General features: G+C 63.1%; 19 protein-coding genes and 1 pseudogene. 13 read left to right on the top strand and 7 right to left on the bottom strand.

Features of this window, described 5'->3' with window-relative positions; genetic code table 11:
* Window positions 1–40 precede the first annotated feature (40 nt).
* The 3 genes from AB0323_RS16165 to AB0323_RS16155 all read left to right on the top strand — a co-directional run bounded on the left by AB0323_RS16165 (window position 41) and on the right by AB0323_RS16155 (window position 3997).
* Window positions 41–2638, top strand: a complete 2598-nt coding sequence (locus AB0323_RS16165; RefSeq protein WP_366178223.1) for a glycoside hydrolase family 2 TIM barrel-domain containing protein — start codon at window positions 41–43, stop codon at window positions 2636–2638.
* Window positions 2635–3522 (top strand): BadF/BadG/BcrA/BcrD ATPase family protein, encoded by an 888-nt coding sequence (locus AB0323_RS16160; RefSeq protein ID WP_366178222.1) that lies wholly within the window; start codon window positions 2635–2637, stop codon window positions 3520–3522. Before AB0323_RS16165 ends, AB0323_RS16160 begins: the two co-directional genes overlap by 4 nt.
* A 262-nt stretch (window positions 3523–3784) precedes the next feature.
* Window positions 3785–3997, top strand: coding sequence for a hypothetical protein (locus tag AB0323_RS16155; RefSeq protein ID WP_364539601.1), 213 nt, complete (start codon window positions 3785–3787; stop codon window positions 3995–3997).
* A 239-nt stretch (window positions 3998–4236) separates the two neighbouring features.
* On the opposite strand, the gene AB0323_RS16150 is transcribed toward AB0323_RS16155, so the two are convergent.
* The 4 genes from AB0323_RS16150 to AB0323_RS16135 form a co-directional block, all read right to left on the bottom strand.
* The gene (locus AB0323_RS16150; protein ID WP_366178221.1) at window positions 4237–5004 is read right to left on the bottom strand and encodes an SUMF1/EgtB/PvdO family nonheme iron enzyme; all 768 of its coding nucleotides are present in this window, start codon (window positions 5002–5004) and stop codon (window positions 4237–4239) included.
* 143 nt (window positions 5005–5147) lie between these two features.
* Window positions 5148–5981 (bottom strand): DUF559 domain-containing protein, encoded by an 834-nt coding sequence (locus tag AB0323_RS16145; RefSeq protein WP_366178220.1) that lies wholly within the window; start codon window positions 5979–5981, stop codon window positions 5148–5150.
* A 174-nt stretch (window positions 5982–6155) separates the two neighbouring features.
* On the bottom strand, window positions 6156–8126 hold the full coding sequence (locus AB0323_RS16140; RefSeq protein ID WP_366178219.1) for an ABC transporter ATP-binding protein: 1971 nt from the start codon (window positions 8124–8126) through the stop codon (window positions 6156–6158).
* The gene (locus AB0323_RS16135) at window positions 8123–9856 is read right to left on the bottom strand and encodes an ABC transporter ATP-binding protein (protein ID WP_366178273.1); all 1734 of its coding nucleotides are present in this window, start codon (window positions 9854–9856) and stop codon (window positions 8123–8125) included. Before AB0323_RS16135 ends, AB0323_RS16140 begins: the two co-directional genes overlap by 4 nt.
* Window positions 9857–10018: 162 nt before the next feature.
* Here AB0323_RS16135 and AB0323_RS16130 point away from each other — a divergent pair, with 162 nt between their 5' ends.
* The 9 genes from AB0323_RS16130 to AB0323_RS16090 all read left to right on the top strand — a co-directional run bounded on the left by AB0323_RS16130 (window position 10019) and on the right by AB0323_RS16090 (window position 18855).
* A complete protein-coding gene (locus AB0323_RS16130) occupies window positions 10019–10855 on the top strand; it encodes an alpha/beta hydrolase (protein WP_366178218.1) in 837 nt (278 codons plus the stop codon).
* A 144-nt stretch (window positions 10856–10999) separates the two neighbouring features.
* The gene (locus tag AB0323_RS16125; protein ID WP_366178217.1) at window positions 11000–11473 is read left to right on the top strand and encodes an ATP-binding protein; all 474 of its coding nucleotides are present in this window, start codon (window positions 11000–11002) and stop codon (window positions 11471–11473) included.
* Window positions 11474–11565: 92 nt separating this feature from the next.
* Window positions 11566–12456, top strand: a complete 891-nt coding sequence (locus tag AB0323_RS16120) for a MurR/RpiR family transcriptional regulator (RefSeq protein WP_366178216.1) — start codon at window positions 11566–11568, stop codon at window positions 12454–12456.
* Window positions 12457–12615: 159 nt separating this feature from the next.
* Entirely contained in the window at window positions 12616–13767 is a 1152-nt protein-coding gene (locus AB0323_RS16115; RefSeq protein ID WP_366178215.1) for an ABC transporter ATP-binding protein, read from the top strand.
* A gap of 68 nt (window positions 13768–13835) precedes the next feature.
* On the top strand, window positions 13836–15191 hold the full coding sequence (locus AB0323_RS16110; protein WP_366178214.1) for an ABC transporter substrate-binding protein: 1356 nt from the start codon (window positions 13836–13838) through the stop codon (window positions 15189–15191).
* 29 nt (window positions 15192–15220) lie between these two features.
* Window positions 15221–16021, top strand: a complete 801-nt coding sequence (locus tag AB0323_RS16105) for a tyrosine-protein phosphatase (protein WP_366178213.1) — start codon at window positions 15221–15223, stop codon at window positions 16019–16021.
* A 26-nt stretch (window positions 16022–16047) separates the two neighbouring features.
* Window positions 16048–16974: a phosphodiesterase gene (locus tag AB0323_RS16100; RefSeq protein ID WP_366178212.1), complete on the top strand. Its 927-nt coding sequence runs from the start codon at window positions 16048–16050 to the stop codon at window positions 16972–16974.
* Between the two features lie 22 nt (window positions 16975–16996).
* Window positions 16997–17953: a sugar ABC transporter permease gene (locus tag AB0323_RS16095; RefSeq protein WP_366178211.1), complete on the top strand. Its 957-nt coding sequence runs from the start codon at window positions 16997–16999 to the stop codon at window positions 17951–17953.
* 11 nt (window positions 17954–17964) lie between these two features.
* Complete coding sequence (locus AB0323_RS16090; protein ID WP_366178210.1) at window positions 17965–18855, top strand: carbohydrate ABC transporter permease; 891 nt, start codon at window positions 17965–17967, stop codon at window positions 18853–18855.
* 52 nt (window positions 18856–18907) lie between these two features.
* Here the strand turns inward: AB0323_RS16090 and AB0323_RS16085 are convergent.
* Both AB0323_RS16085 and AB0323_RS16080 read right to left on the bottom strand, forming a co-directional pair.
* Window positions 18908–19036 (bottom strand): annotated as a pseudogene (locus AB0323_RS16085) (hypothetical protein); the annotation flags it as partial.
* Window positions 19037–19054: 18 nt separating this feature from the next.
* Window positions 19055–19687: a hypothetical protein gene (locus tag AB0323_RS16080; protein ID WP_366178209.1), complete on the bottom strand. Its 633-nt coding sequence runs from the start codon at window positions 19685–19687 to the stop codon at window positions 19055–19057.
* A 251-nt stretch (window positions 19688–19938) separates the two neighbouring features.
* On the opposite strand from AB0323_RS16080, the gene AB0323_RS16075 reads away from it, so the two are divergent.
* Window positions 19939–21750: a glycoside hydrolase family 15 protein gene (locus tag AB0323_RS16075; RefSeq protein WP_366178208.1), complete on the top strand. Its 1812-nt coding sequence runs from the start codon at window positions 19939–19941 to the stop codon at window positions 21748–21750.
* Here the strand turns inward: AB0323_RS16075 and AB0323_RS16070 are convergent.
* The gene (locus AB0323_RS16070) at window positions 21734–21904 is read right to left on the bottom strand and encodes a hypothetical protein (RefSeq protein ID WP_366178207.1); all 171 of its coding nucleotides are present in this window, start codon (window positions 21902–21904) and stop codon (window positions 21734–21736) included. The two genes, AB0323_RS16075 and AB0323_RS16070, sit on opposite strands and share 17 nt — an antisense overlap.
* Window positions 21905–22179: the final 275 nt, after the last annotated feature.

Genomic DNA, 22179 nt, shown 5'->3' with positions numbered 1-22179 from the left:
CCGTCCTTGGCTGACCGACTCGATTGATAAGGCACACACCATGATTGAAACGACCAACCTCGCCAAGGGATGGGCATTGAAAGTGACCGCTCCGGCACCGGACTCCCCGCCCGGTGCCGTGGGCTGGAGGCTTGCGGCAACGGTTCCGTCGGTTGTCCACACGGTCCTCATGGACCATGGCCACCTTCCCGATCCCTATACTGGCCAAAACGAGGAGTCCCAGCATTGGGTAGGCCGAAGCGAGTGGGAATACTCCACGACCTTCGACCATGACGGCACTGAAGACCGGCGGACGGAGCTCGTCTTCGACGGCTTGGACACCGTCGCCGTCATACGGGTCAACGGGCAAGACCTCGCACATACGTACAACCAACACCGCCGCTATGTCGTGGACGTCACCGACGTCGTCAGGCCCGGTGCCAATGACTTGGCATTAACCTTCAAGAACGTGCGCGACTATGCCGAGCAAATCCGGGCGGCTGCGGGAGTCCAGCCCAACGGCAATCCTGAGCCATTCCAGTACGTGCGCAAGTCGGCCTGCAACTTCGGATGGGACTGGGGCCCGAACCTGGTGACGGCTGGTCCCTGGAAACCTGTGAGCATCCGAAGGTATGGGACTGCGCGGCTGGAATCAGTCCGTCCCTCCGTCACCACTACCCCGGCCCACGGGCTCCGCCCCGGCGGACTCCCCACGAGCGGTCACGCCCGTGTGGAAGTGGATATAGAGGTTCTGCGGGCACCAGGCGTTTCAGGCGAGCTCGGACTCAAGATCGCCATTCTGGACAAGACCGAATCGATCTCCCTTCCGGCGGACTCCGACAAGGCCCGCGTAGTGGTCGATCTTGAGGATGTGGAACTGTGGTGGCCCCACGACATGGGTGCCCAACCACTCTCCGCGCTGACAGTGACGCTGGACGCGGAGGGGCACCACCTTGACGCCTGGTCCAAGGACGTCGGATTCCGGCAATTCGAGCTCAAGACCGAACAAGACGAGGCCGGAACCAGTTTTGTCTTTGCCATCAATGGAACCGACATTTTCGTGAAGGGTGCCAATTGGATCCCTGACGATTGCTTCCCGTCACGCATCACCCACGAGCAGCTCCGGCAGCGTCTTTCGCAGGCCACTGCGGCAAACATGAACCTACTCCGTGTGTGGGGCGGTGGTGTGTACGAGTCGGACACCTTCTACGAACTTTGCGACCGCATGGGGATACTCGTCTGGCAGGATTTCCTCTTTGCGTGTGCCGGATACCCGGAAGACGGGCCGCTCGCCGAGGAAGTCGCCAATGAGGTCCGGGACAATATCACTCGGCTCATGAGCCACCCGAGCCTGGTGCTTTGGAATGGAAATAACGAATGCGTCTGGGGCTTCTGGGATTGGGATTGGAAGCCCCAGCTCGAGGGTCGAAATTGGGGATGGGGCTACTATTCCGAGCTCTTGCCCGCCCTCGTAACAGAGTTGGATCCCACCCGCCCGTACTGGAACGGCAGCCCTTACTCCGGAGATCCCGAACTGCATCCCAACGATCCGAGGCATGGGAACGTGCATATCTGGGATGTCTGGAACCAAAAGGACTATTCGCATTACGCGGAGTGGAACTCTCGGTTCGTGTCCGAATTTGGTTTCCAGGGGCCGCCCAACTGGTCCACCCTCACCCGAGCCCTCGAGCCAGGCGACCTGCACCTCGAATCCCCGGCGTTCCTCCAGCACCAGAAGGCCGAAGACGGAACAGGGAAGCTGCAGAGAGGACTCTCCGCGCATCTTCCCGAGCCCGCGAACTTCCAGGAATGGCACTTCCTCACCCAGGTAAACCAGGCCCGCGCGATCCGATTCGGAATCGAACACTTCCGTGCAGGCTGGCCCGTTTGCGCCGGCTCCATTCTCTGGCAACTCAACGACTGTTGGCCCGTCACATCCTGGGCCGCCATCGATGGATACGGTCAGCTTAAACCGCTGTGGTACGCAATCCGTGAGGCCTACCGGCCTCGGCTGGCGACCATACAGCGCCGCGACGGCGGGCTCGTCGTCGTTCTGGTCAACGATTCCGCAGAGCCGTGGAGGGGAACACTCACTGTGGAGCGCCTCCGCACAGCTTCTCCAACGCAGGCTGTCCCGTCGGTCCTCCGGCTGGAAGCCTCGCATCAATTCGTGTTCGACGTCGGCCCCAGGGGCACGGCCGAAATCAGCCTCCCGCATGATCTTCGCGAGACTGAGCGGCCCTTGAGCGATGTCCTCGTGGCGCGTGGTGATGGACTCGGGTATGGGGACCGAATCCTCCACTTCTACGCCGAGGACAAAGATCGGATCAAGGAGCCCGCACGGGTCACTGCCTGGGCATTGCGTATCCCCGGCGGCATTGAAGTGACTGTCACGGCGGAAACGATCGTGCGCGACGTGGTTCTGCAGGCGGACCGGATTGACCCGCTGGCGACTGTTTCCGAACAATGCGTTTCGCTGCTGCCTGGGGAAAGCCACACCTTCCGCGTGGCATCCACGCTTGGTGCCGCTGAGGGCCCGGCACTGGATGCGTGGTCGCGGTATCCGGTACTGCAAGGGGTTGGAATCAGGCCCGACAGCATCATGCCGGCCGCCGAGTTCGCGCCGGCGGCCTCAACGGCAGAAGGGACATTCGAGTGACACACCCGAGCACTATCGGCGCAGTCGTGGGTTTGGACATTGGAGGTTCAAAGACACGCGGCATCAAGTGGTTGGACGGCACTGCCGTTGCCGATACTTCCGGCGGCAGCGCCAATGTCCAGAACGTGAGCCGAGCCCAAGCCCGCAGGAACCTGGAGGGCGTCTTCGCCACACTCCGGGGCGAGTCCGTTGCGCGGGTGGTGGTCGGTTCCGGCGGGATCGACACCACCGAAGATGCAAACGCATTGGCAGAACTGATCCAACCATTGGCTCCGGGCGCCTTGGTCTCCGTTGTCCACGACACGCGCCTTCTCCTGGCTGCAGCAGGATGCAGCACAGGAATCGCCGTGATCGCCGGCACTGGATCCGCGGCTTGGGGCACTAACGGCGAGGACCAGGCGCGTGCGGGCGGCTGGGGTTACTTGCTTGGCGACGAAGGTAGCGGTTACTGGTTTGGTCGTGAAGCGGTGAGGTACAGCCTTGAGCGCATGAACGATGGGCTGCAGGCCGACGACCTGACGAAAGCGCTCTTGAAATCTTGTGGACTCCTCGACTCTGAGGGTTTGATTGCCCTTTTCCATGGCAACGCGGGACGCGAGTTTTGGGCTTCCAAATCACCGATTGTCTTTGAGTGCGCGGCAGCCGGGCACACAGCCGCCTTGGACATGATCCTCCAAGCAGGTTCAGATCTTGCCTCATTGGCGGCAAAATGCGCCGAGCAACTGGACATCGAGGGCCCCATTGTCCTCGGCGGTGGCCTCGGGATGAACCAGCCCACCTTGCAGGCAGCCATGCGGATAGCCCTTGCCACCCGAGGCCTCGACACCTTGCAAGTCCTCACCCAGGATCCGGTCTTCGGAGCACTGCAACTTGCATCCCAGTAGCGCCACCGGGTGTGATGAGACTCACTAGCAACAAAGGCCCTCTCGGCTTGAGCCGCTTGCGCCTGCCTGTGCACTATGGAAAGGCAGGCCGGGACATGGTGTCCCGGCCAAGTTTTACCCATCCTGGTGGACGCAATGAGGCCAAACCGGTGAGCTCGTCGAGCCGCCTTGAGTCTCAGGGCGTTCATGGATTGCCCGTACCGCGGCTTTCGCACTGGCGCGATAGCCGGACACCCGGATTCATGAATGGAAGCACTGAACAATGACGTTTGAAACTGCCGACTCCGTAACGCTCAAGATTTGGGACCGCTCGACCACCCACCACACGCTGGACGCGCTGGTGCACGACTTCTCGGTGCGCCACAACACCTCCAAGGCCAGCATCGCAGTCACCTGCAGCGGGCCCAACACCTTCACCGTCAGCCTTAGCGGCAGCGCGGCCAAGGCCACCGCCTTCGACGCGCACTCCCTGTAACAGCGCCCTTTCGGACGCCACGCGACGACGACGGCGGGACTCACCTCCCGCCGTCGTTCGCTGTTCCGTAGGCATCTCCGAAGCCGCGACCGTCACGCCGCGCAGTTTTTTGGCCGCTGCCGGCATCCGAACTCCCGGATTTCCGGGCTTCTCCTTACCTGAGGCGTCAAAAAGTTGCTCTGCGTGACGCAGCTACGCCGCCGGACGGGCAATTCGCCCGCGTCCACGCACTGGAAGGATCAATCGAACTTCAGCGGGGTCCAACCGAACGGAATCGGGCCGCGTACCTTGGCCCGCTCGCGGTCGGATGCGGCGGACCACCCCTGGGCGGAGGCTACAACCGGAACACTACAAGCTCCGCGTGCCACCCGGAAACCCACATCCTCCAAGATTGCATCGGGAGCACTGCCCCGGCGTACCGACGCTCGCACATTCCAGGCCTCGTCAGCCCAGCCACCGCCACGGAATATCCTGTAGTCGCCGTATCTCGCCGGATCCGCATAGTCCCAGCACCACTCCCAGACATTGCCGAGCATGTCGTAGGCGCCGAACTCATTGGGTTTCTTGAGTCCGACGTCGGCGGGTGCGGACAACCCGTCCTTCGCGGTCCAGGCAATCTCATTGAGCGGACCGTAGCTCGGACCGGATGATCCGGCGCGGCAGCCATATTCCCATTCTGCTTCGGTCGGCAACCGGTAACCGTTGGCCGCGACGTTCCATTCGACGCTGCGGCCCGACCGCGCATATGCCGGCCTGAGGCTTTCGGCTTCAGATGCCGCGTTGCACCAATCGATGGCCTCAAACCAGGTAATCCCATGCACCGGCGCCTTTGGAGAAAGGTCACCAGCTCCCTCTGCTTCTACCCCGGCAAACTCGGCTCGGGTAACTGCCGTCTTTCCAATCTGGAAGGGGACAAGGTCCACCGAACGGGTGTGGCCGGTGCGCGCATCGCGGAGTTCAATCCTGCCACCGGGCAGGCTGAGGAGCTGTGGCGGGTTGATGTCCATGGGATCCAAGCCTAGTGCGAGCCGTCTTGCGGGCAGCGAGTGTCACGCGAGGCAGGTTTTTGGCCGCGGCTGGCATCCAAGCTCCTGGATTTCCAAGCTTCTCCCTGAGCCAAGGCGCCAAAAAGTTGCTCAGCGTGACACAGCTACGCGGCTGGACGGGCAATCTTCCCGCGCCCAAGCACCGCAAGGACCTCCGCAACCATGGTCTCTGGTTCATGGACCACGTCCGAGTAGTAGTACCGGAGCACCGTATAGCCCTGAACCACGCACGAGTTGTTGCGGCGATGGTCCTTCTTGACCTGCCGCCACTCCGCATGGCTGCGGCCGTCGAGTTCCACCAAGAGCCAACCGTCCAGCAACAGGTCCATGTAACCCACGCCGTCGAGATAGAACTGCGGCTGGACATGGATTCCGGCCCTCCGGAAGTAGGTCCGGGCCAGCGTCTCCAACATCGATTCAGCCCCGCGATCCACCCACCGTAGAACCTCGCGTGCCTTGCCGTTCCGCTTCCCCTGCAGCCGCTCCCGCAGGAATCCCACCGTCATGTCACCCCGGGCCACAGCACACTCCACCATCACCAAGGAGTCCTGCCAGGGCAGGCAGCGCAATGCGTGGATCAGGACATCTGCCAGGGCGGCCACTGGTCTGTGCGGATGCGCGGGAAGCAGCAATCCACCGTGATGCAGGACATCGCAGGCGCTTTGGTTGCGCCTGTGGTGCACGTGCAGCGGGCCCGACTGGTCAATGACCCACAAGCCGTAGAACGGGGCGGCACTGACGCAGGTCCGTATTTGGCGGTTGAGGACCAGGGCCACATCGGCGACGGGTGCCGAAGCCAGCGCGTAAACGCCGCGCGCGGGTTGTTCCACGCCGCGGCGGACCGCCTTCCTCAGCTGGCCGTCGGTGATGCCAAGGCGCGCCAGCACGGGCCTTCGCGCTACACCCCCACAGAGATTAAGCGCCCTTTCGACATCCATGTAGCCATCGTGCCGGGCCCGGGCAGGTCTGCGTCACCCCCGGCACGCCCTATGTGGAGAAACAAACGTCACGCCCGGCACATTTTCAGCAGCCCGGTAGCACCAAGACCCCGGATTTCCGGGCTTCTCCCTGACCCAAGGCGCCAAAAAGTTGCCCGGCGTGACAGAGCCCCCTTAGACCTCTGCCACGGGCGCCGCGAACTGGGCCTCATACAGCCTTGAGTAGGCCCCACCCGAGGCCAGCAGCTCCGCATGGGTGCCTTGTTCGACGATCTGACCGGCTTCCATCACCAGGATGACGTTGGCGTCGCGGATCGTGGAGAGGCGGTGCGCGATCACAAAGCTCGTCCGGTCAGAACGCAGGGCGCTCATGGCTTTTTGAACCAGCACCTCGGTCCGGGTGTCCACGGAGCTCGTGGCCTCGTCCAGAATCAAGACTGACGGACGGGCCAGGAATGCACGGGCGATGGTGAGCAGCTGCTTCTCACCGGCGGAAACGTTGCTGCCTTCGTCGTCGAGCACTGTGTCGTAGCCCTCAGGGAGGGAGTGCACAAAACGGTCCACGTACGTCGCTTGCGCGGCCTCGAGAATCTCGGCTTCGGTGGCGTCGGGCCGTCCGTAGGCAATGTTGTCGCGGATGGTCCCGCCGAAGAGCCACGTGTCCTGGAGCACCATGCCCATCCGCGAGCGCAGCTCGTAGCGGGACATCGAGGCGACGTCGACGCCGTCGAGCGTTATCCGCCCGGCGTCGAGCTCGTAGAAGCGCATCATGAGGTTCACAAGGGTGGTCTTGCCTGCTCCAGTGGGTCCGACGATCGCAACAGACTGGCCGGGTTCGGCCACCAGGCTCAGATCCTGGATCAGCGGCTTGTCGGGCGAGTAGGAGAAGGAAATGTTCTCGAACACCAAGCGCCCGCGAGTCACTTCGGGAACAGCCGAGGGCTCAGGATCAGCGCTTTGCTCCTCGGTATCGAGCAGCGCGAAGACGCGTTCCGCGGATGCCACGCCCGACTGGAGCAGATTGGCCATTGAACCCAGCTGGGCCAGGGGCTGCGTGAACTGCCGGGAGTACTGGATGAAGGCTTGGACGTCGCCCAACTGCATGGCGCCGGAGGCTACCTGAAGGCCACCCACCACGGCGATCCCGACATAGACCAGGTTGCCGATGAAGGTCAGTGCCGGCATGATCAAGCCGCTGATGAACTGGGCGCCGAAGCTGGCCGAGAACAACTCGGCGTTCTTCTCGCGGAACCGCTCCTCGACTTCACGCTGGCGGCCGAACACCTTGACGAGAGCGTGGCCGGTGTAGGTTTCTTCGATCTGCCCGTTCAGCTCGCCGGTGTTCTTCCACTGGGCCACGAACAGCTTCTGTGAGCGCTTGGCAATCAGCATGGTGGTCACGAGCGTCAAAGGCACGGTGACCAAGGTGATGAACGCCAGGATCGGCGAGAGCAGGAACATCATGAAGATGACGCCGGCCACCGTGAGCAGTGAGGTGACTGCCTGGCTGATGGACTGTTGGAGGCTTTGCGAAATGTTATCGACGTCGTTGGTCACGCGGCTAAGCAGCTCGCCGCGCTGCACCGAATCGAAATAGCGCAACGGGAGCCGGTTGATTTTCGCTTCGATCTGCTCGCGGAGCCGGTACACCGTCCGTTGCACGACGCCGTTGAGCACGTATGCCTGAATCCAGCCGAACGCCGAGGCCAGGACATACAAGACCAGCACCCACAGCAGGATCGAGGACAACGCGCCGAAGTCGATTCCGACGCCGGGAGTCAGGTCCATGCCTTTCAACATGTCCGCTTTGGAGCCCTGGCCGGAAGCGCGCAGTCCCTCGATGACCTGTTCCTTGCTCACCCCGGCGGGAAGTTGCTTGGAGACGACGCCGGCGAAAATCAGGTTGGTGCCCTCGCCCAGAAGCCGGGGACCGATCACGGACAGGGTCACGCTTGCGACGGCGAGGAGGAGAACCAGGGTCAGCCACATGCGCTCGGGCCGCAGCGTGCCCAGGAGCCGCTTGGCCGAGGGCAGGAAGTTCATGGCCTTTTCGGCCGGGATGTTCATTCCCGCGAAGGGTCCGCCGCGGCCTGGCCCCATCGGGGGACGCTGCGGGCGGTTGGCGGTGCTGGGTGCGCTGCTCATGCCGCCTCCTCCGCTGCCAGTTGCGAGGAAACTATCTCCCGGTACGTTTCTGAGGTCTCCAACAACTCCTCGTGGGTTCCGCGCCCCACGAGCCGCCCGTCGTCGAGCACCAAAATCTGCTCAGCATCCGCGATGCTGGATACCCGCTGCGCAATGATGACCATGGTGGCGCCCGAAGTGTGGCGCTTGAGGGCCTGGCGGAGCCTGGCGTCGGTGGCGGTGTCCAAGGAGGAGAAGGAGTCGTCGAAGATGTAGAGCTCGGGCTGCTTTACGAGTGCCCGCGCGATGGCGAGTCGCTGGCGTTGTCCGCCGGAAACGTTGGTACCGCCCTGCGAGATCGGAGCATCCAGCCCGCCCTCCATCTCCTCGACGAAGTCCTGGGCCTGGGCGATGGAAAGCGCCCGCCAGAGTTCTTCCTCCGTGGCGTCGGGCTTGCCGTAGAGGAGGTTGCTGCGCACCGTGCCGGAGAACAGGTAGGGCTTTTGCGGGACCAGTCCGATGTGCCCCCACAAGAGGTCCGGGTGCAGTTCGCGGACGTCGACGTCATCAATCCGCACCGAGCCGCTGCTCGCGTCGAAGAGCCGTGGCAGCAAGTTCACCAAGGTGGTCTTGCCCGCGCCCGTACTGCCGATGATCGCCGTCGTCTGCCCTGCGCGTGCCCGGAAGCTGATTCCGCTGAGGACAGGCTGCTCGGCACCCGGGTAGGCGAACCCGACGTCGAGCAATTCCAGCTCACCGCGGCCAGCGGTCTCCGTCACCGGATTCACGGGAGGCCGCACGCTCGATTCGGTCTCCAACACCTGCCCGATACGGTCCGCCGAAACAGCAGCGCGCGGGATCATGACGGCCATGAACGTCGCCATCATGACGGACATGAGGATCTGCATGAGGTAGCTCAGGAAGGCGATCAACGTGCCTACCTGCATGGAACCGTCGTCGATCCGGAACGACCCGAACCAGATCACGGCAACGCTGGAGACGTTGAGCACCAACATCACTACCGGAAACATGAGCGCCATGAGCCGCCCGGCGCGCAGCGCCATCTCCGTGACGTCCTGGTTTGCCGAGGCGAAGCGTTCTGTCTCCATGTCCTCGCGCACGAAGGCGCGCACGACGCGGATGCCTGCCAACTGTTCGCGGAGCACCCGGTTCACGGTGTCGATCCGGACCTGCATCTTGCGGAACAGCGGCACCATCCGGCTCACGATGAGACCCACAGCAACGAGCAACACGGGGACGCTGACGGCAATCAGCCAGGACAACTGGGCATCCTGCCGGACCGCCATGATCACCCCGCCGATGCTGAGCATGGGCGCCGCAACCATGAGCGTGCAGGACATCAGGACGAGTTGCTGGACTTGCTGCACGTCGTTGGTTGAACGCGTGATCAGCGACGGCGCACCGAAGCGGGTGACCTCCTGCTCGGAGAACTCCCCGACCCTCGTGAAAATAGCGCCGCGCAAGTCCCGCCCCAAGCCCATGGCGGCTTTTGCGCCGAAGTACACGGCCGTGATCGAACACGCGATCTGGAGGAGGGTGATGAGCAGCATGAGGCTGCCGGTGCCCAGGATGTAGGCGGTATCCCCCTTGGCCACGCCTTCGTCAATGATGTCGGCATTCAGTGTGGGCAGGTACAGGGATGCGATGGATTGCGCCAACTGGAAAATGACGACGGCGATCAGCAGCCGGCGATGGGGCCGCAGGTACCGAACGAGAAGTTTCCAGAGCATCGTTCTCCAACTCACGTAGTGATTCGAAGGCCAGTCTACGACTGGTTGCTGGGGGCAACTAGAGCTTTCCCTCAGGGCGAAGCGTGGCGGGGCCGTGCCACCCTCGCGCCCGACAGTAGGCTGGAAACGCTCGGCAAGATCCGCTACGAAAGGACCGTAGTCATGGCTTACATCACCGTCGGAAATGAAAACAGTACCGAGATCGAGATCTACTACGAGGACCACGGAACCGGCCAGGCAGTGGTCCTCATGCACGGCTATCCCCTGGACGGCTCGTCCTGGGAGAAGCAGACCGCGGCACTGCTCAACGCAGGGTACCGCGTCATCACCTACGACCGCCGCGGCTTCGGCAAGTCCAGCAAACCCACCGTCGGTTACGACTACGACACCTTCGCGGCGGACCTGAACACCCTCCTGGAAGCACTGAATCTCAACGACGCCGTCCTCGTGGGCTTCTCGATGGGAACCGGCGAAGTCGGCCGCTACCTTGGCACTTATGGCTCGGCCCGGGTGGCGAAGGCCGTGTTCATTTCATCCTTGGAGCCGTTCCTCCTTCAGACCGAGGACAACCCCGGAGGCGTCCCGCAGTCCGTGTTCGACGTACTTTCCAAAGCCGCCATATCCGATCGCTACGCCTTCTTCACCGAATTCTTCAACAACTTCTACAACGCCTCGACTTTCCTCGGAACGCGCCGCCTGAGCGATGAAGCAGTCACCGCCAGCTGGAACCTGGCGGCCCAGTCGGGGGCGCACGCCTCAGTGGCGGCGCAGCGCACGTGGCTCACCGATTTCCGCGCCGACATTCCCAAGATCGACGTGCCCGCCTTGATCATGCACGGCACCGCGGACAACATCCTCCCCATCGACGTCACCGGCCGGAGGTTCGCCGAAGCTCTCCCCGGCGCCGAGTATGTGGAGATCGACGGCGCCCCGCACGGCTTGCTGTGGACGCATGGCGCCGAGGTCAACGAGGCCTTGCTCGGCTTCCTTGCAAAGTAGCGCGAGATTCCTGACAAAAAATTAGGACGAAACTAACTAAATATCGCGGGAACCTTAACTCCTTGGGTCCAGTCTTAATGCAAGCACAGGCGGAATCCACCCGCCGGCGAAAGCACCAAAGCTGCAAGGGGAGCAGGACCGGCCATGAAGACAACTACAGCCCTGGACGAGGTTACCGCCATCAATGGCGTGATCACCGATCAGCAACCCGTTGACTTCCATACCCTGGGGCTCGCGGGCTGCATCGACCGATTGGCCGCACCGCTCCGCCGCCAAGGGACCGAAATCCACTGGGAGACGCCGCACCACGGTGTCGAAATCTCGTCCGGCTCCGCTTCCTTGCTCTATCACGCCGCCAAGGAAGTCCTCAGCAACGCGTTCAAATACGCGCACGCCCACGACGTCACCGTCCGGCTCGCCGCCGTTTACCACGGGATCCGGCTGACAGTCACGGACAACGGCGCAGGCTTCGATAGCCAGGCAACGCCCGCCGGCGCACACCACGGATTCGGTCTCCGTCTCATGTCCATCGCTGTCAGCCAAGTGGGCGGGGATGTCTCCGTCGTCTCCAGTCCAGGCAACGGAACCTGCGTAACCGTCACTTTGCCGCTCGACTGATAAGTGTCGATGCCCGACGGCGGCAGGCACCCGCCGTCGTCGGTTTCGGCACTGCTGGTCCGCTATTCAAGTGGATCTGGTATGAAAGGCGAATGACCCCGTACAAATCCGAACCGCCCCTGGGTGGCTCCCGCGCGCACATCAAGTCGATTTTCCCCTCGCTGGCTCCCAGCGAACAGCGCGTGGCCCAGTTGTGCCTTGATTCCCCGGAGACCGTAGCCAGGATGTCGGTGGCGGATCTGGTCACGCAGACGGGGACGTCGCCCGCAACGATCGTGCGGGCGTGCAAGAGCATGGGCTTTGAAGGATTCCAGCACCTGCGCCAGGTCCTGCTGCGCGATCTGGGCGCCGCGGCACGGGACAGCATCCAACAGGAAGAGTCCGGGGCAACCGGCGAGCCCGGATCCTCCGAGCATTTGGTTTCGGGGATCTTTTCCCGGGCGTCCCAGGACATCCGCGGAGCATTGGGGTCTTTGGACTTCGAGGCCTTCGACGCTGCTGTGAAAGCGATTCGCCAGGGCGGCCGCCTGCTGGTGGTGGCCAACGGAGCATCACTGGCTCCCGCTCAATCCCTCGCCCTGCGGTTCCTGTCGGCCGGGGTGCAATGCGAGGCGCCATCGGACATTGTTTCGCAGCACATCTCGGCCAAGCTCCTCTCAGCGGGGGATGTCTGCATCGCCGTGAGCGACAGCGGAATGAACTCCTTCACGATTGGCTCGGCGCGGATCGCGGCTGAACGCAGGGCAACCGTGATCGGGGTGACCAGCTATGCGAAATCCGAACTCGCCGATCTCTCGACCCACACGCTCGTGGCCGGGGCGGAATTCCATTCGTGGAACGACCAGCTGCCCATTGGGAATATCGTCCAGATGCTGGTGCTGTCCGCCCTGCACGCCGCGGTGACAGCAGATTCTCCCGAGGTTGAGCGCGCCCGCTCCGCCGTGTTCGAAGAAGTCCTCCACATGGTGGAAAACCCGGAATAGCTTTTGGCGCGAAACGCGGGCGGTTTCAACTGTTTCCCGTCCGCGCACAGGGAGTTAATCAACTCCGCACCGGCTGTTAATAATCGAGCCCCACCCTTCAAGGGTAAGACGTTTCCTAAATAATTCGATTTAGGAAACATCGTTTCCCCGGAGGTGCTCGTGGGCCGACTAGTGCTCAACCAGTTGTCGCGTTCATTCAAGAACGTGTCGGCGGTAAAGAACGTATCGCTCACCGTCGAAGACGGTGACTTCCTGGTCCTGCTCGGCCCCAGCGGCTGCGGCAAGACCACCCTGCTCCGCATGATCGCGGGCCTTTTGGAACCGACGTCGGGCTCGCTCGAACTGGACGGAACCGACATCACCACCGCCCCGTCCAAAAAACGCGACTTGGCCATGGTGTTCCAGAGCTACGCCTTGTACCCGCACCTCAGCGTGGCGAAAAACCTGGCCTTCCCGCTCCACGTGCGGCGCACCGACAAGCAGGAAGTCAAGAAACGCGTAGAGGCCGTGGCCGAAATGGTGGAGATCGGCCACCTCCTGGATCGCAAGCCCAAGGAATTGTCCGGCGGCCAGCGCCAGCGCGTTGCAGTAGCCCGCGCCTTGGTGCGGGAGCCCAAGGCCTTCCTCATGGACGAACCCCTGTCCAACCTGGATGCCAAGCTCCGCACCGCAACCCGGCAGGAGCTGGCCGGATTGCACAAACGCCTCGGTGCCACGTTCATCTACGTCACGCATGACCAGGTGGAAGCCATGACCATGGCAACCAAGATCGCCCTGCTCAACGGAGGCCAGCTCGAGCAACTCGGCACACCGGAAGAGCTCTACGACAAGCCGGCGTCCGTGTTCGCGGCAGGCTTCCTGGGCTCCCCCGCCACCAACCTGATCGACGCCGGACTTTCCACCAGCAACGGCTCCATCACCGTCATGGCACCCTCCTTGGAAGCCGTGCTGTGGGACGGGGAAACACCCCAGCGGGACGTTGTGCTCGGGATCCGCCCTGAACACCTGAGCATCCACGCACCCGGCTCTTCCGCAGCGGCGCCGAGCTCCGGGGCAGCCCTCCGGGGCATCGTTGACCTGAGCGAAAACCTCGGCAGCGAACAGGTCATCTACTGCCGGGTCGGCGATAACCGCGTAGCCGTCCGCGCCCCGCGAGGCCAACGCTGGGAGCCGGGCAACGCCGTCGTCCTCAGCGCGGAGACCAAGAACCTCCACCTATTTGACCGTGCGAGCGGCCAGCGCCTCGAATGGCACGCAGACGCGAAGCACCCTTCCACTGCCGGCTCAGCCCAGCCAGCCGCCTCGCTCTAGCACCCCCATACTCCGGCCCCAACCCGGAACCAGCAGTACCCACCCAACCCAGCAATCAAGGAAATATTGTGCGCCCTCTCCGTTCAATTGCACTGACCATCGCCGCCGGCACGGCCGCATTGGCCCTCGCCGGCTGCTCCGGCACCTCGCAGGCCAGCACCGTGAACAACCAAGCCATTCCGGAGCTCAAAGCAGACCAGCAAGTCAACATCACCTTCGAAAGCTACAACCTGGCCCAGGCCGGCGTCTGGACCGATACCGTCAAAGGCCTGGTATCGGACTTCGAGAAGGCCCACCCGAACATCCACGTCACCGCCCAGGCGCCGCAGGGCGGAGGCACCGTCGGATCCAACACCGTCAGCAGCGTCCAGACGCAGCTCCTTGCCGGACACGCACCCGACGTAGCACAGTTGACGTTCGATTCCCTCGACTTCGCCGCCACGCAGCTCGGCGCCCAGCCGATCAGCGACCTCGTCGGGCAGAAGGCCGTCGACGACGCCCTCGGCGGCGCCCACCCGTTCCACCCCAACGCCAAGCACCTGGCCGACTGGAACGGCAAGACCTACGGCATTCCTTATGTCTTCTCCACCCCAGTCCTCTTCTACAACGCCACCAAGCTCGCCGACGCCGGAATCACCAACCCGGACCTCTCCACCTGGGACAAGGTGGAGGCAGCCGCAAAGGCTGTTTCCGCGAAGACCGGGAAGCCGTCCCTGGACATCTCGTGCGCAAGCATCGGCGGCAACTGGTGCATGCAAGGCATCTTCAAGTCGAACGGGGCGCAGGTTCTCTCCGATGACCGCAAGACCATCGGATTCGGCTCGGACGCAGCCGTCGATACCGTCACGAAGCTCGCACAATTGACGAAGGACGGCGTGCTGCGCAACGCAGACAGCAACGCACAATACGAAGGCCTCCCCAAGGGCGACACCGCATTCATCCTTACTACCTCGGCGCTCCAGGGCTCATTCATGTCCGCTGCCACCAAGGGCGGCTGGGAGCTCAAGGCCGCCGGCATGCCCTCCTTCGGCAGCAAGCCTGCCGTGCCTACCAACTCCGGCTCGGCCCTGTTCGTCCTCTCACAGGATCCCGCGAAGCAGCGCGCCGGCTGGGAGTTGATCAAGTTCATGACCAGCGACCACGCCTACGAGCAGATCTCCACCAAGATCGGCTACCTGCCGCTGCGCACCTCGCTGACCGCTCCCGGTGGTTCCCTCTACGACTGGGCCCAGAAGAACCCGCTCCTGGCCCCGAACCTGGCCCAGCTTGACCGCCTCCAGCCCTGGGTGTCCTACCCGGGAAACAGCTACGTGCAGATCGACGACATCCTCGGCAAGGCCGTAGAGAACGTCGTCTACTACGGCAAGGACGCAAAAACCACCATGGCCGACGCCCAGAAGCGCGCCCAGGACCTGATCCCCTAACCTCTCTCACCATCCAAAGGACACCAGCTGTGACAACCACTGCCGAGGACGCAGTCTTCGGAACCCGCAACCGCCCCTACCCCGTGGAGGGCACCTACAACTTCCGGAGCACGGCGGGCTATGCCGCCGCCGCTCAGGCCGAGGCCGCTGCCGGGCGAACCGTCCGCGAAGGGAAGCTGTACCGCTCGGACGCGCTACACGGACTGACCGACGCCGGACGCCGCCAATTCTCCGAGCTGGGCATCCGTCTGGTCATCGACCTGCGTGACCGCACCGAGTTGAAGAAGTCGCCCAGCAAACTCGACGGACTCGGCGTCGACACCAGGCACAACCCGATTTTCGAAGAAGGCAACGTCCCGGGTACTGCGGAGATCACCACCCTGCTGGATATCTACCGGCTCATGGTCCGCAGCCACGCGCAACGCCTTGCCGACGCCGTCCGCCTCATTGCCGACTCCGGGACGGAGCCCGTACTGGTCCACTGCACCGCGGGCAAGGACCGCACCGGCGTCGTCATTGCCTTGGCCCTCCTGGCAGCAGGAGTGGACCGCGAGCAAGTGGTCCTGGACTACGTAGCCAGCGAGGAGAACCTGCGCGGCGAATGGAGCGAGGCCATGATGGCCGCCGTCGGCTCACATCCCGGCATCGGGGCCGTCGGCGAGGAACTGCGCGGCATCATCTCCGCGAGCCCGGCCGCCGTCCTTGAGGCCACTTTGGACCTCGTGGACGAAATGTACGGCGGCGCCGCCGGCCTGCTCCAGGCACACGATTTCAGCGACGCGGATCTCGAACGGCTCAGGGACGTCCTGACCATCAACACCAACCGCTAAACCCTTCATTTTCAAGGAGACAAACCATGAGCACCGAAGCCCAGCACCCCGCCCCCGAACACTTCATCCTGCACATCAGCGACACCCACTTCGTAGCCGACAACGACCTCCTGCACGGCAGCGTGGACAGCGACGAGAACCTGCGCCAGCTCTTCCGCGACTTCGTCAAGGCCCAGGTCAAGCCCGAAGCGCTGGTGTTCACCGGCGACCTCGCCGACACCGGCCGCCCTGACGCCTACGTCCGCCTCCGCAACATGGTGGAGCCCGTGGCCGAGGAGCTCGGCGCCAAGATCGTCTGGGTCATGGGCAACCACGACGAGCGCTCGGCCTTCCGTGCCGGCCTGTTGGACTCGGACGCCGGACAGGAATCAGTGGACATGGTCCACGACGTCAACGGCCTGCGCATCATCGCCTTGGACTCCACGGTCCCGGGCCTGCACCACGGTGAAATCTCCGACGAGCAGCTCGCTTGGCTCTCCGAGGTCCTGGCCACCCCGGCACCGCACGGCACCCTGATCGCGCTGCACCACCCGCCGGTCCCCAGCCCGCTGGAGATCATGGCCATGGTGGAACTGCGCGAGCAGAGCCGCTTCGAAAAAGTCATCGAAGGCACCGACGTCCGCGGCATCCTGGCCGGCCACCTGCACTACTCCACCTTTTCCACTTTCGCCGGGGTTCCCGTCTCGGTCGCATCCGCCACCTGTTACACCCAGGACCTCAACGTTCCCCGCAACACGATGCGCGGACAGAACGGCGCCCAGGCCTTCAACCTCGTCCACGTCTACCAGGACCGCCTGCTCAACTCCGTTGTGCCCATCGGTGAGTTCTCCACCGTGTACAGCGTCACCGCAGAGCAGATGGCCGCTTACCAGGAGATGTCCCTGGAAGAGGTCACGGACGCCATGCGGGCGGACTACACTCCCGACGCCGAACTCACCGGCAGCTCCCGCTAGGCCCCGGAAGGAAGCCGACAGAATGTTCATCGAAACCGCCGGGCCGGCAGCGGGCATTGCCCCTGCCGGCGCGGCCGGGCGCACGGCTACACGGCGCTCCAAGCGCCGCACCCTGAGCCCCTACCTCTACATCCTGCCCGCCGTTGTCCTGCTTCTCGTGTGGACCTACTGGCCGCTGGGACAGACCGTCAACCTGTCCTTCAACGACTGGAACCTGATCCCCACGAAGCCCAAACAATATGTTGACGTGCAGAAATACGCGAAGGTCCTGAGCCTGCCCGAACTGCACCAAGCGCTCATCAACACCGGCTTGTACATCCTGGCGTTCCTGGGAATTTCCGTTGCGTTGCCGCTCGTGTTCGCGCTGCTTTCGCGCAAGGTCCAGGGCAAGGCCCGCACCGCGTACCAGGCCCTGATCTTCGTTCCCTTCCTCATCACTCCCGTGGCCAGCAGCGCGATCTGGCGGTGGCTGTTCGCTCCCGAGGGCGGAACGATTCCCGCGATCGCCGCCGCCCTGGGCGCACCGATGGGCAACGTGTTCCGAGATCCCAACAGTTCGATGATCGCGGTGATCGTGATTGTCGGCTGGCAGATGCTCGGCTTCGGCGTGCTCGTGGTTTCGGCCGGACTGGCAGGCATCAGCCCGGACTATGCCGCGGCCGCGTCGATCGACGGCGCCAGCGGCAGGCAGATCACGTGGCGGATCATCATCCCGTTGCTTTCGCCGAGCCTGGTGTTCCTCTCGCTCATGACCATCCTGCTGTCCGCGCAGTGGACATATCCCATCATCGACCTCGTGACGCAGGGCGGGCCGGGCAATTCATCCACCAACATCTACTACCTGCTGTACCAGTTCGGCTTCCGGAACTTCGACGCCGGGCTGTCCTCCGCGGCGGGCACGCTCTTCTTCCTCGGATTCGGGCTGATCGCCCTGGTCTTCGTGGAACTCTCGGAGCGACTCAGCTTCTACGACAACTAGAAAGAACCATCATGGCCTTCATCACCATCGCCCCGCCGGCCCAGCCTGGTTCCGCTGATGCACCGCTTTCAGAGCCGAGGAAAGTTTCAGGTCCGAACTCCGCGTTGCGGTCATTGCCGAGCCACGTTCTCCTGATCGTCTTGGCGATCGTCTCGATCTTCCCCATTTACTGGATGTTCGTCACGGCCTTCCGGCCGTCGTCGGACGCCTTGTCCACCAACCCGTTGCCGGGGCCGCTGAGTCTTGAGAACTTCCAGTACGTCCTGAAGACCATCCCCATCGCGGGCATGCTGGCGAATACCTTCGGCATGGCAATGACGCTGGCTGCATCCCAGCTGCTCGTGGCCATCCTGGCTTCTTACGGCTTTGCCCGTTGGGACTTTGTCGGAAAGAAGGCCCTGTACCTGTTGTTTGTGGGGTCCTGGCTGGTCCCTTTCCAGGTCACGATGATTCCCAATTACTTGCTGGTTTCCCAGATGGGCCTTCTCAACACCATTACCGGCGTCGTCATCCCGCAGTTGTGTTCGGCCTTCGCGGTGATGATGCTGCGCCAGCACCTCGAGGCCTTCCCCAAGGACCTCCTGGATGCGAGCCAGATGGATGGACGGTCATCGTGGCGGACGCTGTGGGAAGTGGTGGTTCCGAACCTGCGCCCGGCGCTTGCGGCCCTGGGCATCATGCTGTTCATCAGCGCCTGGAACGAATACTTGTGGCCGTCGCTGATCATGCAGAAGTCCGATGCGCTCATCCAGGTAGGCATCCGCGGCTTCCTGGGCGCCGAAGGCAACAACTGGGGCGCCATCATGGCGGCGTCCTCGCTCGCGTGCCTGCCGATCTTCCTGATCTACATCTTCCTGCAGCGGTATGTGGTGGATGCCTTCGTCCGCTCGGGGCTGAAGTAGCGCGCACCCCGAACGCTAGCTCACCTATGCCGCCGTTTCGGCCGACCCTCGCTCACCTATGCCGCCGTTTCGGCCTGTGACCGGAAGGAGAAACGACGGCGGCAAAGCCGCCAGCCAAGGCGTCCAATACCGCCTTGAGCAGCTCGCCCGGCGTGCCGACATCAAACTGGCCGTACCACCCGCGGGTATTCGTGGTAGTTCAGGGGGTGTCGCTGACCTCGAACCGCGGCAGCTTGTCCAACTCAGATTTGGGTGTGTCTTTGTACTCGGCGAAGATCTTGGGCTGCAAGGCCGTGATGCGGGCATCGACCATATCGCTGAGTGCCAGGGCGATGGCCCCGGTTTGGCGTACTGCGAGGTCCTCCACCAGCGGCTGCCGCGCGCTGGTGATGGCGATCCCATTTGCTGCACCGTCCGGATCCTGAGCTAACCCTACCGAGAACAGTTCCCGGGGATTGGTGGTCCGACTGGTGTAGTGGTCCCGCAGCTTGAGCAGAACCCTGTGCCAGTCCGGTAGATCGCCCTTCAAATTGGTCGCCGCCAAGTCATTCTCGGTCAGATTCGCGCCTGCGCGGCCGTAGGAAAAGCATCGCCCGTAGGAGAGGAGAGCTGTCGTCCAGACCGCTTCGATCAGTACATCGTCGGGCGGGTCATCGCCTGGCGTGAGTGCCGACACCAGCCGCTCGCAGCACCGCAGTACGGTCTGCAGATCCTCAAAAGACGCGCTGAGGTGGACTAGCGTGGCAGCGTTGCTTGTGTCCAGTCGCCGCAAGGTTGCAGGCTGAGCGGTGGGGGCAGAGAGTGTCATCATCGACTTCCTGAGCTTGAGCATGGGGTGTATTCGGCCCTAGCGCATGGCTAGGGTTGGCGAAAGCTGGGGCGGATCCGTTTGCGACCGTCGTTCCCATGAGGTAAATCACACACCAGATGGTCGCCCTGGGCTGTCTCAATGTGAGATCGAGTGGTGGTGCTGCGTAGGGGAAGCGGGCCCGTCAGTAACATCAGTAACTCGGCATAAACGGCGTCATGACTTCCCGGGGGCAGGGCCTGACGCGCTCCACAGCCTTGTGCTTTAGTAGAGCCATGGCCGCACCCATAGAGGACTATGCGCTCCTGTCGAATCTCTCTACCGGGCCTCTGATCTCTCGGCGGGGCAGCATCGACTGGCTCTGTTTGCCGCGCTTCGATTCGGCGTCGATCTTCGGTGCGCTGCTGGGAAGCGAAGAGCACGGACGGTGGCTGCTTGCTCCCAGTCAGCCGGATGCTGTCGTCGTAGACCGCCACTACCTGGCATCGACCTTCGTCCTTGAGACAACGTGGCAAACCTCTAGCGGGCAGGTCCGGATTACCGACTTCATGCCGGTCGAGGAAGGCCGTTCATCCGTTGTCCGTCGAGTCACTGGCGTGAGCGGGACTGTCGGCCTGCACCAGGAGCTGAGGATTCGACCACGTTACGGCTCCGTATTGCCGTGGGTGAGCCGTAGCCGCGAGAGCGGAGCTGACCTATTGCTGGCCATGGCCGGCCCGGATGCCTGGTCCTTGCGGGGGCGCCACCTGCCCCAAGCCCACCATCATCTGCATGCAGGGGAATTCGCTGTGGCGGCAGGTGAAAATGTGGACTTCGAGCTGGAATGGTTCCCGTCGTACCGCCAAGTCCCGCCCGCTCTGGACGTGGACACAGCCCTCGATAATGCCGTGCACTACTGGACCCGGTGGGGCGGCCATTGCCGTCAGGACGGGCCATACGGAAGCGCGGTCAAGCGCTCGCTGCTCGTGCTGCGCGCTCTCACGCACTATGAGACAGGCGGCATCGTCGCCGCTCCGACAACGTCCTTGCCGGAGGATTTTGGCGGTTCACGCAACTGGGACTACCGCTATTGCTGGCTCCGCGATGCCGCTTTGACGTTGGAGTCCATGTTGACGCATGGCTATGAATCGGAGGCCTTGAAGTGGCGCAACTGGCTGTTGCGTGCCATTGCCGGCGATCCGGAGGACATCCAGATCATGTACGGAATCGCAGGTGAACGGGACCTGCCGGAGAAGGAACTGGGCCACCTGCCCGGCTACCAAGACGCGAGACCGGTCCGGATCGGCAACGCCGCGGTCTCCCAGTACCAGGCCGATGTAGTGGGCGAAGTCATGGTCGCGCTGGAAAGATTGCGCCTGGCCGGCGGCAAGGAAGACCATTTCTCCTGGGCCTTGCAGTATGCGCTCCTGGGCTTTGTGGAGAAACACTTCGATGACAAGGATTTCGGTCTTTGGGAGATGCGCGGGCGTGCCCAGTACTTTACGCATTCCAGAGTCATGATGTGGGCGGCATTCGACTGCGGCGTCAGAGCGGTTCGTGATCACGGTCTCCAAGGCCCCTTGGAGCACTGGAAGGATCTCCGCGAACGGTTGCGGACGGAGATCATGGAGCAGGGCTTCAACCGCGAGCTCAACTCCTTCACCCAGACGTATGGCGGGACGGAGGTCGACGCCGCGCTGCTGGCTCTGCCGCAGGTGGGATTCCTCGCTTGCTCTGACGAGCGCATGCTCGGTACCATTTCCCGGCTGGAAAAAGAGCTCCTGACCGATGACGGGCTGCTCCTTCGGTACCGGACCGAGACCGGCGTCGACGGCCTTAAACCGGGCGAGCATCCTTTTCTTGCGTGTTCCTTCTGGCTGGTGGAGCAATACGCCCGTACCGAGCGCTGGACTGATGCCAGGACACTGATGGACAAGCTCGTCGGGTTCTCCAATGAACTCGGTCTGCTCAGCGAAGAATACGCGGTGAAGGAAAAACGGATGGCGGGCAACTTCCCGCAGGCGTTTTCCCACTTGGCTCTTGTGCGGGCCGCGGATGCAATGCACGGAGTCGACCGGCTCAGTCTGGCGGTTACGGAAACCGCCTGAGATCGATGTCCTGGTCCGCGGATAGCGACTGCGGTGCGCAGACAAAGAACGGGGGCTGCTCCACCTGGGCGAAGGGCACGACGAGCCACCGACCGGCGTAGAACTCGACATACGACTCGGGGTTGCACTTTGCGAAAGCTTCTTCGCGTGTCATCGTCTTTCCTTTCACAACAGCTCTTGCGTTAGCTGTGCCGGGCAATCTGCCGACAAGCGCCCCGCCTGGTGGGCCAGTTCTTTCGGACACTTCCAGAATCAGGGGAGCCGGGGATGACGAGTGTGTCAGTTTGGAACACTCTTTAGGGCTTGGCAGCCCGGGGCGTAACTGCAGAAGACAGCCAAAGGGTACGGACTCGAACCGGGACGCGTCTGCAGGAAGTTCCGACCGCGCAGGAACGGGACATCGCAAACTAAGTTGGTGAAAAACCGGGT

Source organism: Arthrobacter sp. NPDC080031, assembly GCF_040702485.1.
Lineage (GTDB): Bacteria > Actinomycetota > Actinomycetes > Actinomycetales > Micrococcaceae > Arthrobacter.
This window is presented reverse-complemented; position numbering and strand designations above follow the sequence as displayed.

Coding starts and splice junctions, on each gene's coding strand:
- AB0323_RS16145 (WP_366178220.1), bottom strand. CDS start 5,981: ATGGATGTCGAAAGGGCGCTTAATCTCTGTGGGGGTGTAGCGCGAAGG.
- AB0323_RS16120 (WP_366178216.1), top strand. CDS start 11,566: ATGACCCCGTACAAATCCGAACCGCCCCTGGGTGGCTCCCGCGCGCAC.
- AB0323_RS16090 (WP_366178210.1), top strand. CDS start 17,965: ATGGCCTTCATCACCATCGCCCCGCCGGCCCAGCCTGGTTCCGCTGAT.
- AB0323_RS16140 (WP_366178219.1), bottom strand. CDS start 8,126: ATGAGCAGCGCACCCAGCACCGCCAACCGCCCGCAGCGTCCCCCGATG.
- AB0323_RS16150 (WP_366178221.1), bottom strand. CDS start 5,004: ATGGACATCAACCCGCCACAGCTCCTCAGCCTGCCCGGTGGCAGGATT.
- AB0323_RS16100 (WP_366178212.1), top strand. CDS start 16,048: ATGAGCACCGAAGCCCAGCACCCCGCCCCCGAACACTTCATCCTGCAC.
- AB0323_RS16070 (WP_366178207.1), bottom strand. CDS start 21,904: ATGACACGCGAAGAAGCTTTCGCAAAGTGCAACCCCGAGTCGTATGTC.
- AB0323_RS16125 (WP_366178217.1), top strand. CDS start 11,000: ATGAAGACAACTACAGCCCTGGACGAGGTTACCGCCATCAATGGCGTG.
- AB0323_RS16075 (WP_366178208.1), top strand. CDS start 19,939: ATGGCCGCACCCATAGAGGACTATGCGCTCCTGTCGAATCTCTCTACC.
- AB0323_RS16095 (WP_366178211.1), top strand. CDS start 16,997: ATGTTCATCGAAACCGCCGGGCCGGCAGCGGGCATTGCCCCTGCCGGC.
- AB0323_RS16155 (WP_364539601.1), top strand. CDS start 3,785: ATGACGTTTGAAACTGCCGACTCCGTAACGCTCAAGATTTGGGACCGC.
- AB0323_RS16130 (WP_366178218.1), top strand. CDS start 10,019: ATGGCTTACATCACCGTCGGAAATGAAAACAGTACCGAGATCGAGATC.
- AB0323_RS16135 (WP_366178273.1), bottom strand. CDS start 9,856: ATGCTCTGGAAACTTCTCGTTCGGTACCTGCGGCCCCATCGCCGGCTG.
- AB0323_RS16165 (WP_366178223.1), top strand. CDS start 41: ATGATTGAAACGACCAACCTCGCCAAGGGATGGGCATTGAAAGTGACC.
- AB0323_RS16080 (WP_366178209.1), bottom strand. CDS start 19,687: ATGCTCAAGCTCAGGAAGTCGATGATGACACTCTCTGCCCCCACCGCT.